General features: G+C 71.1%; 18 protein-coding genes. 11 read left to right on the top strand and 7 right to left on the bottom strand.

The genetic code is table 11. The features are described 5' to 3' along the window. Positions 1-26 precede the first annotated feature (26 nt). Together ACWCPW_RS05025 and ACWCPW_RS05020 are read left to right on the top strand one after the other, a co-directional pair. Entirely contained in the window at positions 27-362 is a 336-nt protein-coding gene (locus ACWCPW_RS05025; protein WP_395858847.1) for a MazG-like family protein, read from the top strand. A 282-nt stretch (positions 363-644) separates the two neighbouring features. Then, complete coding sequence (locus tag ACWCPW_RS05020; RefSeq protein WP_449760184.1) at positions 645-1,076, top strand: GNAT family N-acetyltransferase; 432 nt, start codon at positions 645-647, stop codon at positions 1,074-1,076. Positions 1,077-1,155: 79 nt separating this feature from the next. Here ACWCPW_RS05020 and ACWCPW_RS05015 read toward each other — a convergent pair whose 3' ends face one another. Beyond that, positions 1,156-1,911 (bottom strand): helical backbone metal receptor, encoded by a 756-nt coding sequence (locus ACWCPW_RS05015; protein ID WP_449760183.1) that lies wholly within the window; start codon positions 1,909-1,911, stop codon positions 1,156-1,158. Between the two features lie 86 nt (positions 1,912-1,997). Continuing rightward, on the bottom strand, positions 1,998-2,675 hold the full coding sequence (locus ACWCPW_RS05010) for a TetR/AcrR family transcriptional regulator (RefSeq protein ID WP_449760182.1): 678 nt from the start codon (positions 2,673-2,675) through the stop codon (positions 1,998-2,000). A gap of 353 nt (positions 2,676-3,028) precedes the next feature. Here ACWCPW_RS05010 and ACWCPW_RS05005 point away from each other — a divergent pair, with 353 nt between their 5' ends. Both ACWCPW_RS05005 and ACWCPW_RS05000 read left to right on the top strand, forming a co-directional pair. Then, the gene (locus ACWCPW_RS05005) at positions 3,029-3,733 is read left to right on the top strand and encodes an MSMEG_1061 family FMN-dependent PPOX-type flavoprotein (protein ID WP_449760181.1); all 705 of its coding nucleotides are present in this window, start codon (positions 3,029-3,031) and stop codon (positions 3,731-3,733) included. A 211-nt stretch (positions 3,734-3,944) separates the two neighbouring features. After that, on the top strand, positions 3,945-4,556 hold the full coding sequence (locus ACWCPW_RS05000; RefSeq protein WP_449760221.1) for a CatB-related O-acetyltransferase: 612 nt from the start codon (positions 3,945-3,947) through the stop codon (positions 4,554-4,556). A 95-nt stretch (positions 4,557-4,651) separates the two neighbouring features. Here ACWCPW_RS05000 and ACWCPW_RS04995 read toward each other — a convergent pair whose 3' ends face one another. Continuing rightward, positions 4,652-5,209, bottom strand: a complete 558-nt coding sequence (locus ACWCPW_RS04995) for a TetR/AcrR family transcriptional regulator (protein ID WP_449760180.1) — start codon at positions 5,207-5,209, stop codon at positions 4,652-4,654. A 104-nt stretch (positions 5,210-5,313) separates the two neighbouring features. Here ACWCPW_RS04995 and ACWCPW_RS04990 point away from each other — a divergent pair, with 104 nt between their 5' ends. The 3 genes from ACWCPW_RS04990 (at position 5,314) to ACWCPW_RS04980 (ending at position 6,899) form a co-directional block, all read left to right on the top strand. Further along, positions 5,314-5,859, top strand: a complete 546-nt coding sequence (locus ACWCPW_RS04990) for a carboxymuconolactone decarboxylase family protein (protein ID WP_449760179.1) — start codon at positions 5,314-5,316, stop codon at positions 5,857-5,859. After that, positions 5,856-6,077 carry a hypothetical protein gene (locus ACWCPW_RS04985; RefSeq protein WP_449760178.1) on the top strand — a complete coding sequence of 74 codons (222 nt, stop codon included), beginning with the start codon at positions 5,856-5,858 and terminating at the stop codon, positions 6,075-6,077. Before ACWCPW_RS04990 ends, ACWCPW_RS04985 begins: the two co-directional genes overlap by 4 nt. Before the next feature lie 219 nt (positions 6,078-6,296). Then, positions 6,297-6,899 (top strand): TIGR03086 family metal-binding protein, encoded by a 603-nt coding sequence (locus ACWCPW_RS04980; protein ID WP_449760177.1) that lies wholly within the window; start codon positions 6,297-6,299, stop codon positions 6,897-6,899. Between the two features lie 43 nt (positions 6,900-6,942). Here the strand turns inward: ACWCPW_RS04980 and ACWCPW_RS04975 are convergent, their stop codons facing one another. From ACWCPW_RS04975 to ACWCPW_RS04965, 3 genes are all read right to left on the bottom strand, one after another. Next, complete coding sequence (locus ACWCPW_RS04975; protein ID WP_449760176.1) at positions 6,943-7,806, bottom strand: siderophore-interacting protein; 864 nt, start codon at positions 7,804-7,806, stop codon at positions 6,943-6,945. A gap of 281 nt (positions 7,807-8,087) precedes the next feature. Beyond that, entirely contained in the window at positions 8,088-8,867 is a 780-nt protein-coding gene (locus ACWCPW_RS04970; protein WP_449760175.1) for a hypothetical protein, read from the bottom strand. Further along, entirely contained in the window at positions 8,864-9,352 is a 489-nt protein-coding gene (locus tag ACWCPW_RS04965) for a helix-turn-helix domain-containing protein (protein ID WP_449760220.1), read from the bottom strand. The genes ACWCPW_RS04970 and ACWCPW_RS04965 overlap by 4 nt, the downstream gene beginning before the upstream one ends. Before the next feature lie 177 nt (positions 9,353-9,529). On the opposite strand from ACWCPW_RS04965, the gene ACWCPW_RS04960 reads away from it, so the two are divergent. The 3 genes from ACWCPW_RS04960 to ACWCPW_RS04950 all read left to right on the top strand — a co-directional run bounded on the left by ACWCPW_RS04960 (position 9,530) and on the right by ACWCPW_RS04950 (position 11,628). Then, complete coding sequence (locus ACWCPW_RS04960; RefSeq protein ID WP_449760174.1) at positions 9,530-10,222, top strand: phytanoyl-CoA dioxygenase family protein; 693 nt, start codon at positions 9,530-9,532, stop codon at positions 10,220-10,222. A gap of 30 nt (positions 10,223-10,252) precedes the next feature. Next, the gene (locus ACWCPW_RS04955) at positions 10,253-10,681 is read left to right on the top strand and encodes a hypothetical protein (RefSeq protein ID WP_449760173.1); all 429 of its coding nucleotides are present in this window, start codon (positions 10,253-10,255) and stop codon (positions 10,679-10,681) included. Between the two features lie 143 nt (positions 10,682-10,824). After that, positions 10,825-11,628, top strand: coding sequence for a protein kinase domain-containing protein (locus tag ACWCPW_RS04950; protein ID WP_449760172.1), 804 nt, complete (start codon positions 10,825-10,827; stop codon positions 11,626-11,628). Positions 11,629-12,241: 613 nt separating this feature from the next. Here ACWCPW_RS04950 and ACWCPW_RS04945 read toward each other — a convergent pair. Next, positions 12,242-13,615, bottom strand: a complete 1,374-nt coding sequence (locus ACWCPW_RS04945) for a glutamate decarboxylase (RefSeq protein WP_449760171.1) — start codon at positions 13,613-13,615, stop codon at positions 12,242-12,244. 318 nt (positions 13,616-13,933) lie between these two features. Here ACWCPW_RS04945 and ACWCPW_RS04940 point away from each other — a divergent pair, with 318 nt between their 5' ends. After that, the gene (locus ACWCPW_RS04940) at positions 13,934-14,140 is read left to right on the top strand and encodes a hypothetical protein (protein WP_449760170.1); all 207 of its coding nucleotides are present in this window, start codon (positions 13,934-13,936) and stop codon (positions 14,138-14,140) included. Positions 14,141-14,225: the final 85 nt, after the last annotated feature.

Raw genomic sequence — 14,225 nt, 5'->3', positions numbered from 1 at the left:
CACCCGTACGACCGTGGGAGATGCGGATGGACGAGAACACCTGGGAACAGATCAACCGGCTCCGCCGCTGGTTGGACGAGAACGCCGGCGAGCAGACCGAGCGGGAACGCACGCTGCTGCGCGTGCTCAAGGTCGGCGAGGAGTACGGCGAGGTCGCGGAGGCCCTGCACGGGGCTCTCGCCGCGAACCCGAGGAAGGGCGCGTCGCACTCGTGGGATGACGTGCGGAAGGAGTTGGTGGACGTCGCGGTGACGACGTTGGTAGCACTCGCGACACTCACCCCCGACGCGCGGAACGTCTTCGACGAGCGGCTCAACGGTCTCGTGGATCGCGTCCTGTCGCCGTCCGCCGGGTCCTCGTAGAGCCGGGCGCGAGAGGGAACGGGTGGCCCGGGGGATGGGGCAGAGTCGGCTCTGCTGGGTCTTGCTCAAATGAGCGTGACGAACGCTCGGGCTCACCCGTTAACCGTGGACAGACGCGTTTCGGCCATCGCCGAGGCGTGTCGGGCCACCCGCCCTTCGGGGCTGCGGTGGCCGGCGGGTGGCCGTGCTCCGCAAAGCTGGTGGGCCCGCTGAGCAGGGGCTCGGCGCCGAATCGGCGCCGGGCCCCTTTGCTTGTTCGAAGGTTCGCCCGCCCGTGCACCCGTGGGCGCACGGGCCTGTGCCGATCCGGGTAGTGTCGGGCTGGAACGGGCCGAGACGTGCCGGGACGGGTTCGCGTTAGTCGAGGTCGCGGCATTTGCACAGGTCAGGCGGGGTTCCGCGCGAGGGGAGGACACCCGGATGCACGCCCTGGGCGCGAAGGTGGACGGCGAGCTGGTGGGCATCACCCACTTCCTCGTACACGCCGGCACGACGGCGCCGGACGTGTGTTACCTCCAGGACCTGTTCACCGCGCCGCGGGCCCGGGGCAAGGGGGTCGCGGGCGCGCTGATCGCCGCGGTGGCCGATTGGGCCCGCGAACGCGAGTGCTCGCGGGTGTACTGGTCGACCCATCAGGACAACGCCACGGCCCGCCGGCTCTACGACCGGGTGGGGCTGGACCGGGGCTTCGTGCTGTACCGGATCAACCTCTGAGCGCACCGGGCACCGGGCACTGGGCACCGAGCAGGGCTCAGGGCCCAGGCGACGCCGGGACGTCCGGCGCGGCGCGCGCCTACGGCGCGAGTCGGGCGGCGAGCAGCGCGGGGGCCTCGGCCAGGGACGGGCCGTACCAGGTGAGGTGGCGTCCGCTGACGAGTGCGGCCGGGACACCGGGAAACGCCTCGGGGCCGTCGTCGGCGGTGAACGCGTAGGGTTCGTCCGGCAGGACCACCAGATCCGGTGCGGTGGCCCGCAGTTCCGCCAACGGGATCTTGGGCCAGCGCTCGGGGTGGGACGCGAAGACGTTCACGACGCCGAAGCGGGCGAGGACGTCGCCGGCGAAGGTGTCCCGGCCGGCCACCATCCACGGACGACGCCACACCGGGATGATCGCCCGTCGCGGCGGCGGAGCCGGCGGCAGCGCGGCCCACGCCTCGCGGCAGCGGTCGAGCCAGGGCGGGACGGGCAGCCGGCACCCGAGCACGAGCATGCGTTCGAGCGCGGTGAACGCCTCGTCCAGAGCGCGAACCCGGGTGACCCACACGGCGATTCCGGCGGCCCGCAGCGCGGCCAGATCCACGGCGCGGTTCTCCTCCTCGTTGGCCAGGACCAGGTCCGGGGCGAGTGCGCGAATCGTGTCCAGGTCGGGATTCTTGGTGCCGCGCACCCGGATCACGTCCAACTCGGCGGGATGCGAGCACCAGTCGGTGGCGCCGACGATCAGTCCGGGCGCGCTCGCCGCGACCGCCTCGGTGAGCGAGGGCACCAGCGAGACCACCCGACGGACGTCGTCCGGTACGGGCACGCTCAGGTCGAGGTCGTCACGCATACGCCGACCCTACGACCGCGCGGGCGCGGGACGCACGACGTCGGAACGCACGGGCGCCGGGGCGCTCGTCGCACCGCGGGCACGCGTCACGGGCGCACCCGGTAGCTGCGCAGCCACATCCGCACGCCGTCGTCGACGATCCGCCCGATCTCGGCGGAGGTGACCTCGTGCAGGCCGTCCCGGGAGCGATGGATCGCCTCGTGCGCGGTGAGCAGGATCAACTGGTGTGTCGCCAGAGGCACATCGGGGATGTCCAGGACGCCGGCCTCGACGTACTTACCGATCTCGCGGGTCACCGCCTCGTCGCAGGCCGGGCGGGACCGGGCCCATTCCTCGGCCAGTTCGGGATGACGCCACTGCTCGGCCACTATCACCCGACGCAGGGCCACCATCTCCCGGTCCAGCACGAGTTCGGTCCAGATCCGGGCCGCCGCGCGCAGGTCGTGCTCCAGGTCGCCCGACTCGTGGAAGAGCGCGGCGAAGCGGGCGGCGGAACGATTCGCCGCGTCCCGCTGGGCCGTCTCGACAACCGCGACGAACAGCGTCTTCTTGTCGCCGAAGTGGTTGTACACGGTCTGCTTGGAGGCGCCCGCCTCGGCGGCGATCACATCGACGCTCGTATCGGTGAAGCCGTACCGCAGAAACACCCGCTTGGCCGCCTGGACGATGGCCTGGCGCTTGTCGGGTCGCCCCGGCCGCGCGGCGGGACGCGGCGACTGCCCGGCCGATCCGGTATCCCGTCGGCCTTGACCACTTGGACTCATGCGTCCAATGCTAGCGGAGCCATATTTCGACTGGACGGTCCAGTCGAAATATGCGACCGGCGCGCGGACCGCGGCGCGCGCCGTACAGGTCGAGGAACCCGGGCCAGGTCGACGATCGGGGTCCCTCCCAGGGCGTGTCTTCAATCCCCCGTCGGGCTCCGCGGCGTGAGCGCGGCGAGGAGCCCGACGGGCGGATGCCGTGCGTCGGCGTGCCGGAGAAGCGCCCGCACAGTGGTTCTCTTCGGGTGGTTCTCCGGGGCGGCGAGCGCGGCGAGGGAGCCCGAAGGGCGGATGCGGTGCCGGGCGTCGTGGAGCTCGGCGGGGGATTGAGGACACACCCTAGGGTGGGTTCCATGAGCACACGCACGGAAAGCGGCACCTCGGACGACGCGGCCGGCGCCGGGGGACACTTCGACACCGGGCTGTTCGACGCACTGCGCGCGGACGCGATAGCCGACGTCACGAGCCTGCGCGAGCTGTACGAACACCCCGGCGCGGCGGCGGCCGCCAAAGAGATGGACCGGCTCACCGACAAGACCCGCGCGCTGGTCGGCTGCGCGTCGCTGGTCTTCGTCGCCAGCACGGACGCCCGGGGCCGCTGCGACGTGACCCCGCGCGGCGGCCCGGCCGGTTTCGTCACCGTGCTGGACGACCGCACCCTGGTGATCCCCGACGCCACCGGCAACAAGCGCCTGGACACGCTGCACAACGTGCTGGAGACCGGCCGGGTCGGGCTGCTGTTCGTGATTCCCGGGCGCACCACCACACTTCGCGCCAACGGCCGCGCGTGCGTGTCCGCGCGGCCGGAGTTGCTGGAGCAGTTGACCGCGGTGGGCAAGCCGCCGGTGAGCGCCCTCGTGGTCGAACTGGACGAGGTCTACCCGCACTGTCCCAAGGCGCTGCTGCGCAGTTCGGCCTGGAAGCCGGAGGGCTGGCTGCCCGCCGACGCGCAGCCGAGTTCGGCCGAGGTGACGCTGGCCCAACTGCGGATGCCCGGCTTGACCATCGAGGACATCCGGCAGGCGGAGGCGGACTCGCTCAAGTACCGCTACGAGTAGCCGAGGCGGTCGCGCGGCGGTCGGGTGCCGCGGGGACGCTCGGGTACCGAGGAGCGGTCTGCGCGCGGGAGCCCGCCGCTCCGGGGTTGACACCGGGCCGGACCGGGAATCCGCCCCCCGTTTCGAGCGACGGACCCGCGGAGGACTTCGAGACCTTGGAGTACATCACGTGAACGCACTGCCGCCCGCCGATCCCACCCTGCTGCACCCGATGCCGGGGCAGCGGCGCGTGGTTCTGCTCAAGCCGTTGGTGACCTCGCCGTTGATCGAGGTCGGGGAATTCTCGTACTACGACGACCCGGACGATCCCACCGCGTTCGAGACCCGCAACGTGCTCTACCACTACGGCCCGGATCGACTGGTGATCGGCCGGTTCTGCGCGCTGGGCGAGGGCGTACGGTTCATCATGAACGGTGCCAACCACCGGATGGACGGACCCTCGACGTTTCCCTTTCCGATCATGGGCGGGTCCTGGGCCGAACACTTCGACCTGATCACCGGCCTGCCCGGCCGCGGTGACACGGTGGTCGGCAACGACGTGTGGTTCGGCTACCGGTCCACCGTGATGCCGGGCGTACGCATCGGCCACGGCGCGATCGTCGCCTCCGGCGCGGTGGTGGTCGACGACGTCCCCGACTACATGATCGTCGGCGGCAATCCGGCCCGCCCGATCCGCGCCCGACACAGTTCCGCGGACATCACCCGGCTGCTCGAACTGGCCTGGTGGGACTGGCCGATCGAGCACATCACCCGGCACCTGCGCACCATCATGTCGGGCACGGTCGCCGAACTGGCGGCGGTCGCCCCCACCGCGACCGACTGACCCCCGTCGCGGCCGGCGCCCTTCGCCGGATCGCGGCGTCTGGGGCCGGTCCCGGCCGTACCGCGCCGCGCCCCGCGTCGGGGCGCGGCGCGGCCTCATGTGGTGGGCGGGACGGCCGCGAGCAGGGCTTGGGCGAGGTGGCGGGCCCGGGTGGCCGGGGCGGGGGTGCGCTCGCGGAGCGCGGTGACGATGGCGCCGTCCATCAGGAGGGCGAATCGGCTTGCCTGGACGGCCGGTTCGGCGACCCCGGCGGCGGTCAGGAGTCGGTCCAGGTAGTCGACCACGTGTTCCTTGTGGGCCGCCGCGACCCGATGTGCGGGGCTGTCCGGGTCGGCCGACTCGATCATCGTGTTGATGAACGCGCAGCCCCGGAAGTCCTCCCGCTCGAAGCGCTCGGCGAGCGCGTCGAAGACCGTGAGCGGATGCCCGCCCAGCGCCTCGACCCGCTCGGCGAGCCAACTCCGCCAGCGCCGGTCGCGGGCCTGAAGAACGGCGACCACGAGGTCGTCCTTGCTCGGGAAGTGCCGATACATCGAGGCCCGGCCGACACCGGACTCGGCCAGGATGCGCTCGACGCCGACGGCGCGGATGCCCTCGGCGTAGAAGAGTTCCTCGGCGGTGGCGAGCAGGCGGTCGCGGGCGTTGACGGGCACGTTCGGATCCTAACTCCTCTTGACCGAAAACGGTACCGATCAGTACCGTCTGCGAAACGGCACCGATCGGTACCGTTTGGGTTTCGAGGCTCTCGGGAGTCCGCATGTCGTCCACGCCCACCCCGACCACACCCCCGGCGGTCACCGCCGAGGAGCCCGACGGCGGGGAACTCCTCGCCCGGGTCGCCCGCCAACTCGGCCGGGTACCGAACCTGTACGCCGCGCTCGCGAGCGGCCCGGCCGCGCTGGAGGGCTACCTCGCGATGCGCGACCACCTCACCCGCGGCGTACTGCGACCACGCCTGCGGGAGCAGCTCGCGCTGCTGATCGCGCAGGAGAACGAGTGCACCTACTGCGTCAGCGCGCACTCCTTCCGCGGCGGCCTGATCGGGCTGACCGAGCAGGAGTTGCGGGCCACCCGCGACGGGCACGACGCGGACCCGCACGCCGACGCCGTCCTGGGCCTGGCCCGGGCGATCCTGCGCACCCGTGGCCGGGTCGCCGAGCCGGACCGCGCCGCGGCGCGCGCGGCCGGGGTCACCGAGGCCGAACAGGCCGAGATCGTCGCGCACATCGCGCTGAACACGCTGTCCAACTACTACAACCACCTGGCCCGGCCGGAGCTGGACTTCCCGGAGGTGCAGGCATGACCTCGCACCGCACCTGGCTGGACGCGTCCGTCGAGCTCGTCGACGGCTACCCGGTGATCGGCGCCGACGGCGAACCCACCGCCTTCGTGCCGAACGCCCGGGTCGCCTTCGAGGGCGGGTTCGCGCACCTGGACATCCCCGGCACCGGCGTCGTCCAGATCGTCTCGGCGCCCGCCGTACGCCGGATCACCCACCGGAACGCCCCGGCGGCAGGCTGACCGCGCGGTGGCGCGCCGGCCGGTACGGGAGTCCGGCCGGCGCGCCCCAACGCGGCCACGCACGGGATGCGCGTCGTCGCTGTCGGGTGATCGCGACGAGTTTTCCGACCGATCGCGATGAGTTCTCCCGTCCATTCGAGTCCACCCCTCGAGGACCCGTAGCGGCCTCGTACCGGAATCGAACGACAACGCGCGGCAGAGCCGCGGAGGAGTCATCCCATGACACTGGACCTGCGATCGCCGGCCACGACCATCGCCCGGCTCGCGGACGGGATCGAGGACGAACGACTCGACGATCCGACGCCGTGTACGCGATACACGGTCCGGGATCTGCTCTCCCACCTGGTCGGGCTGACCGCCGCGTTCCGCGACGCGGCGCGCAAGGAGTTCGGCCCGACGACGCGGACCGCGCCCGGCGCCACGATGCCCGCCCTGGATCCGCGATGGCGCGACCTCCTGCCTCGCCAGTTGCACGAGATGGTGGACGCCTGGCGCAAGCCGGACGCGTGGGAAGGCGAGACCCAGGCCGGTGGCGTGACGTTGCCCGCCGAGATGATGGGGCTGATCGCACACAACGAACTGGTCCTGCACGGCTGGGACCTGGCCCGTGCGCTGGGCCGGGAGTACGCGGTGGACAGCGCGAACCTGGAGGCCTCGCTGGCCTTCCTCACCCCGCCGCCGGACGCCGACCACTCCGTCGACGCCCCGGTCGACGCCCAGGGCCTGTTCGCCCCCGCGGTGCCGCTGCCCGCCGAGGCCCCGCTGCTCGACCGCGTGGTGGCCCTGGCCGGGCGGGCCCCGAACTGGCGGGCGGCGGTGTAGGGGCGGGCCGCGACGGGCGGGCGGGTGGTACCGGTCGGATCGCTCAGGAGCCGCCCGCCCGCGCCGCGTCCGCCGAGCGCTCGCGCACCTCGGCCAGATCCTCTTCGGTCGGCGCGTCGTCCTGGGTCAGTCGCAGTCGCCAATAGCCCGCGAACTCGATCCGCCCCTTGGCCAGGCCGCGTTCGTCCACCAGGTGTCGGCGCAGCGCCCGCACCACACCTGCCTCGCCCGCGAGCCAGGCCCGGACCGAGCCGGCGGGCAACTCCGCGCCGCGCACCGCCCCCAGCAGCAAGTCTCGTCCTCCGGGCGGGACTTCGCCGCGATGCAGCCAGTGCACGGTGAGTTGGGCCCGGCCCGCGAAGTGTTGTTCCTCGGCCCCGTCGACGACCTCGGCGTACACGATCGCGCGGGCGCCCGCCGGGAGCGCTGCCAGGATCGAGCCGATCGCGGGCAGCGCGCTCTCGTCCCCGACGAGCAGGTACTTGTCGGCGTCGCCCAGCGGGCGGGCATAACTCGCCGACGGGCCGTAGCGGCCCAGCACGTCGCCGGGCCGGGCCCTCCCGGCCCATCGGGTGGCCGGTCCGGCGTCCGGATGCAGCACGAAGTCCACGTCGATCGCCGCGCGTTCGCGGTGGTGGGCACGGACCGTGTAACTGCGCATCCACGGGCGCTCGGCGTCCGGGATGGCCAGGAACGCCTGATACCACCGCCGCACGTCGTCCGGGTCCTCCTCCGGCAGCCGCGGCGCGCGTTGTCCCGCTCGGGGGAAGCACAGCTTGAGCTGCTGGTCCGGCCAGGTGGGAAAGTCGTCGAGCCCCTCCCCGGTGAAGGTGACCCGCGCCATGCGCGGTGTGACGCGGGTGACGTCGGTGACGTGGAGATACGAAACGAGGGGTGATTGCCCCATGGCACAAATCCCTACGAATGATTGGATTCGCGACGGGTCGAACGACCCGGCCCGGGCAGGTCTAGCAAAAAATTGCGCGGATTTGTCAAGCCCGAGGGCCCACGAACCCGAGAATCCGAGCGCCCGAAAGCCCACCACAAACCGCCGCGGCGACGGCCGGGAGCACTCGCCGCTCGCGCGGCCCCCAGGCGATGGGGGCGGCGCCGAGCAGCGCGGCGACGGCGTACGGCCGGCGGATCGGCAGATGATGCCACTGCCGGCCTTGGCCATGAATCGGGCGGCTATCCGGCCAGGACCTCCCCGAGCCGGGCCCGTGCGGCGCCGGGGAGTGATTGGTGAAGTATGTCGGCGCGCGACCGCACGAGGCCCTCGGAGAATTCCTTGGGCAATTCCTGCCAGACATGCGCCGCCATGTCGGCCGCCGCCGTGGGATCGCCGTCGGCGCTCAGGCAAGTGGCTGTGTCTATCGCCACCAGGGCTCGGGTCATGATGGACGGGGTGTGGGTCAGCGCGAGCGCCGACTGTTGCTCGGCGTACGCCTGGCGGGTTCGGCCCATGAGGGTGAAGGCCTGGGAAAGGTGCACGTGGTGCTTCTGGGCCGGATAGCCGAACCAGGTGTCGGTGGACTGCGCCGTGTCGAGGTCCTCAGCCATGGTGCGAGCGTCGTTGATGGCGGCGAGCGCGCCGTCGTGGTTGCCGATGGAGGCCAGGGCCCGCGCCGTCACGGCGGCGGCAAGGGCTCCCGCAGCCGTGGAATCGCGGCCGGCCTCGGCTCGAGCACGGAAGGCGAGGTCGGCGGCGGCTCGGGGAGCGCCATAGTTGAGCGGCAGCATCGCGTGTCGTGCCAACACCCAGGCCGGCATGTGCCGGTCCCCTGATTCGATCGCGGCCCGCTCTGCGGTAGTGAACCAGCCGTGCGCTTCGCGCTGGTCTCCGCGGTCATGCTGGATGATCGCGACCAAGCCGGTGATTCCGGCGGCGGTGCGGGCGAGTTCCGTGCGGCTGGAGGCCGGGTGTGGCCGGCCGAGTACCTCACGTAGAAGGCCGAGGTCGGCGCTCATCCGGTCGAGTACGAGGCTCGGCGGGCGGCCGTGGTAGCCCCCTCGGTGCCGTTCGAACGCCCCGGCGAGATATGCGAGATCGCCTTCGCCCGGTCGGACAGGGCCGAGTCGATACCTTGTCGGGCTTCTGCGATGCCCGGTAGGGCAACCACACCGGCCGCCGCCGCTGCCGCTCCGAGGAAACGTCGTCGTTGCACTGCTGGGTCCTCCGTCCTACCGCCGGCCACTTGATGCCGCCGACGCCACTGCCTGGACACCGCCACGGCGCGGGCGATCTCGTCTTCGGACCGCCCGTACCCGTCGGCCAGTAGCGGGTGCCACCGGGCGGTGGGGAGACGGCGCTCGGTTTCCCAGCGCTTCAGGTTCTCAGGGTCGAACCACGCGCCGCCCTGGGCTTTCTCCAAGAGCAGAGCCTGTTCCTCCCGCGTGAAGCCTGCGGATTCCCGACAGTTCCTCAACAGGACTCCGATGCCACCTGGTGCCATCATGCCCATCTCCCGGCGGTCGAACGGCCCTTGCTCCTGATTGGCCCCCCTGAGCGGCCCCCTGCCGGGAATCGCACCCCCGTATGGCACCGGACGTCGATAGCCGAGCGGAGTTGACTGACTACCAGACGAGCAGAGCGATCGCACACGGTCAAGCCCCCAACGGAGGTCACCTCGATGGCCAAATCGCTCATGGACAACGGGATTCTCGGCCGCAGCGGGTGGCGAGCCGATGTCGAGTGGGCCACGTCCGAATCGACCCGGCGTGTGGCGACACAGATCTTGGCCGAGCATCTCGCCCAGCGAACGGAAGTCGTCCGCAACCCTCACCTCGACGCCGAGTGGGCCGCCCTCGCCGTGCGAGCCCCGCGATTGCTCGACGCCGTCCGGGGGCTCATCGGGTCGGCCGTCGCCGTGGAGAACACCTTCCTGATGACGAAGTGGCCAGGCCGTCCGTTCGAGGTGCCGTGGCATCAGGACGGCATCGACGAGCGGATCGAACTCGACCCGGAATGGTCGGTCTCCGCGTGGCCGGCCGTCACCGACGCCACCGTGAACAACGGCTGCTTGCACGTCGTCGAAGGGTCCCAGCGTTGCGGCTACCTGCCGGTCGGCCGCGAAGCCGCGCACGGCGCGGAGCGCGGCCGCGCCACAACGGCCCTCGTTGGTACCGACGACACCGCGACGGCCGTCTGCCTGCGAGCGGGGGCCGCCGTCCTGATGGACAGTCGACTACTGCACCGGTCCGGCTCGAACTCCGGCGGCACCCCGCGCATCGGGCTCAACATCCGCTACGTCGCCCCGGACGGCATCCGCAGGCGCGCCACCACAAGCCCCAGCCTCGACCCGATCAGCGGACCGGGCTGGTAACCGTCACCACTACGTAGGGAGTGCCGAATCGTGAGCATCCTTGAGGAACTCGCCACGCGAGAGGAAGCAGTGACCCGCGTACGTGTCCTGGTCGGTGAGGACGGCGACGCCGGCCGCCGTGCCGGCAAGGCCGTGATCGCCAGGTCCGACTGCACGTACTACTGCCCCGACGCGGCGACCGCCGAGCGCTGCATCCAGTCCCTGCGCGTCTCCGACGAGCGCCTGCGGAGCAGGCCGGAAGAGATGATGCTCTGGGACTGGGAGTGCACCTACTGGGAGGCCGAAATCGGCAACCCGAACGGCGGGGGCACCGTCCTGCTCGGTGTCGCCTGGTACGACCGGGCCTTCTTCGACGACAGGCGTGACGCCTGGTTCGGGGCAATGCACCAGCGGATCTACAAGGACCTCGGCATCCCCTTGGAGGACATCACCGTCACCCACTGGGAACTGATCGCGTAGCGGATCCAAGCACGACCGGCGGTCGGGCCCAGTTCGCATGGGCCCGGCCGCCGAAGCACGTTCCGACCTGGTGGATTCTGCGTGTGGGCATCCTCAAGGGCAGACTGCTCCGATCCGGACTCGCCGCCCATGAAGGACCACACGTGCATCCTCTGATCACCGAGCTCGGGCTGGACCCGGCCGGGGCGAAGCTCCTCCACGACCGGCGCGGCACCACGTTCTTCAAAGTCGGCGACACCGCACTCAAGATTACCGACGGCCTGATGGCCCGCCGGGAAGGTGAGGTCCTGGTCGCGCTTGCCGCCGACCACTACCGGGCCCACGGGGCCTACGGTGAAGGCTCGTGGTTGACGATGCGTTGGATCGACGGAATCAGCATGTGGGACGCGCTGGGACCGGCCGCGCACGGCGACGACACCGACGAGGCCCGCCACCTGATGCTCGGATTCGCCGCCGACGCCGCAAATCGGCTCGCCGAACTTCATGCGGCGGGTTGGGCTCACGGGGATCTCCAACCCGACCACTTCGTCCGCGAGGGAAACAGGGCGCGGATCATCGATCTCGCCTGTGCACAGGGCCCGGTGCCGGTGCCGTTCTACATCCATCGGGGCGGCCTCGCCCACACCACCGCGCCCGAGATCGCCGCCTTGGTCATTGGCTCCGACGAACACATCGCGGTCACGCCGCAAGCGGACGTGTGGGCCTTCGCGGCATCCCTGATCTGGTCTTGGACGCGAACCCCGCCGGCCGACTACCGCAGCCCCGAGGGAGGGCGTGCGGGGTTCCTCGCCGACATCGCCGCCGGCCGCCTGCACGACGTCGCGGCCATTCGGCCCTGGGCTTTCCCGGAGTTCGAAGGCGCCGTTCTCGCCGCTTGCGCAACGGAACCCGGCGAACGGCCCTCGGCAGCCGAGTTGTCCCACGCACTCCGTTCGGCAGGAAGCTGACTTGCCGCAACGGCCTCAGGCCCCGGAGCCGATCTACGCCCGAGCCATTGGCGAAGGAGTCTGGAACGAGCAGATCGCTTCTCCGCCCGCATAGATCAGTTACGCACGTTTTTGGGTGATTGGCCTACGATGCCGGGCGACCAACGGCATCGCGACTCGCGGGACAGCTCGTAACCGCCCGCCAAATCACCGCGGCTGCCTCCAGGTACACATCCTGCACGTGGACAGACGCGTTCGGCCATGGCCGAGATGCGTCGAGCCGCCTCCCCTTCCAGGGACATGGTGGCCGGCGGGTGGCCGTGCTCCGCAAAGCCGGTGGCCCCCCTGTGGCGTTTTCGGGGTGCACCCGAGCGTGTGCCCACGGCGCACGAAGGCGTGCCGATCCGGGTACTGTCGGGCCGAAACGTGCCGACGCGGCTCGCATTCGCCGAGGTAGCAGCACTGGTCGCCCGCGACGTTGGCGGGGGTCGGTTCGGCCGACGTTGCGGCGTTCTTCGCGCCGTTGGGTGAGCGGGAGTTGGGGTTGGCCGCGGCCGCGACCGGCTGAGCACGGCGGCGACCGGTTCGGCCGCCGCCGGTTCGACGGCCGATACGGCCGGGGAGCTGCGCCGGCTCAGTGGTGGAAGCCCGGTGCGCGGGTCTCGATCGGCATCGGTCCGGTCAGGCGGTCCAGGTAGGCGGTCGCCTCGCGGATGTCGTCGAGGAGGTCGCGGGCCAGGTCCATGCCCAGGCCGCTGCGGACCACGATGCGCTGCACCGTCACGTCGGCGAGGTTGTCCGGCATCGGGTAGGCCGGCACCTGCCAACCCTTCATCCGCAGTCGGTCGGACAGGTCGTACAGGTTCCAGTTCTCGGTATGGCCGGCCTTGAGCCGCCACGCGAACACCGGGATGTCCGAGCCGTCGTTCCACAACTCGAACGCGTCCATCGCGCCGATGCCGTGGGCGAGGTGGTGGGCCACGTCCTGGGACGACTTCTGCACGGCAAAGTAGCCGCTGCGGCCCAGTCGCAGGAATTGGTAGTACTGGAGCAGGACCTGCGCGCCGGGGCGGGAGAAGTTCAGCGCCAGGCTGGGCGTCTCGCCGCCGAGGTAGCTGACCCGGAAGATCATGTCCTCGGGCAGCAGGTCGGCGGTGCGCCACACCACCCAGCCCAGACCCGGGTAGACCAGTCCGTACTTGTGTCCGGACGTGTTGATCGAGTGCACCCGCTCCAACCGGAAGTCCCATTCCAGGTCGGGTTGCAGGAACGGCGCGACCATCGCGCCGGAGGCCCCGTCGACGTGGATCGGGACATCCAGGCCGGTCTCGCGCTGGATCCGGTCCAGGGCGTCGGCGATCTCCCGGATCGGCTCGTAGGCCCCGGTGTAGGTGACCCCCAGGATCGCGACCACCCCGATGGTGTTCTCGTCCACGTACGAGGCCAGGTCGTGGCCGTCCAGCGTGCGATGTTCCTCGGTGATCGGCACCAGGCGCGCCTCGACGTCCCAGTAGTTGCAGAACTTCTCCCAGACCACCTGGACCGCCGAGCTCATCACCAGGTTCGGCCGGTCGGTGGGCCGGCCCGCCGCGCGGCGGGCGTGTTGCCAGCGGCGTTTGAACGCGAGCCCGGCGAGCATGCAGGCCTCGGACGAACCGATCGCGGAGGTGCCGATCGTGCGCGCCGGGTCGGGCGCGTTCCACAGTTCGGCGAGCATCTTCCAGCAGCGGTCCTCGATGATCGCGGTGTGCGGATATTCGTCCTTGTCGATCATGTTCTTGTCGAACGACTCGGCGTACAGCCGGACCGCGTGGTCGTCCATCCAGGTGCCGACGAAGGTGGCCAGATTCAGGCGGGCGTTGCCGTCGAGCATCATCTCGTCGTGCACGATCTGGTACGCGGTCTCCGGCAACATCTCGCCGATCGGCATCCGATAGCGCTCGACGGCGACGGCCTCCCCGGGGCGGGCGAAGAGCGGGTTCACCGCGACGACGTTCTCCTTCGACATGAACCGACCCTTCGCTGCGCGTGCCGTGACCTTTCCACGCTCGGTGGGCGCGCGAGCGTGCACAAGCGGGGCGGACCGAAAGGGTGGCGCGGCCGACGGGTGGTCGAAGGGGTCCGCCGTGCGGCGTGGCAGCCGGCGAGCGAGGCTTGTCCACCTTCGAGTGAGGCCTGTCCTAGGTATGCCTGAGCCGCCTTAGGCACCTGCCGGGCGGGAGCGGCCGGGCGGATGCGGCATCCGCCCGATGTCGGCGACCCGACTGGCCCGCGAGGCTGTGACCACGAGCCGGGCACACCGGGTCGGAGGGAACGGGAGCGGGTCATGGTCGAGTACGACATGTTCAAGGCACGTGAGCGCGAGATCCTCGCCGGCGCCGAGCAGGCACGGGTACGGCAGGCGGCGTGGCGGGCGCGCCGGGCCGAGGCGAAGGCGCGCCGGGCCGAGCGCGCGGGGGCGGCGGCGCTGACCACCCTCGCGGTGATCGAGGTCGGCGACGTGCACCGGCAGTTGCACCTCTTGGCTCGGTGAGCACGGGAGCACGGGAGCACGGGAGCACGGGAGCACGGGAGCACGCCGAACGACGCTTCGTGGCTGGTGCGTTCCCGTCGCGCGG

Source organism: Embleya sp. NPDC001921, assembly GCF_053594475.1.
This window is presented reverse-complemented; position numbering and strand designations above follow the sequence as displayed.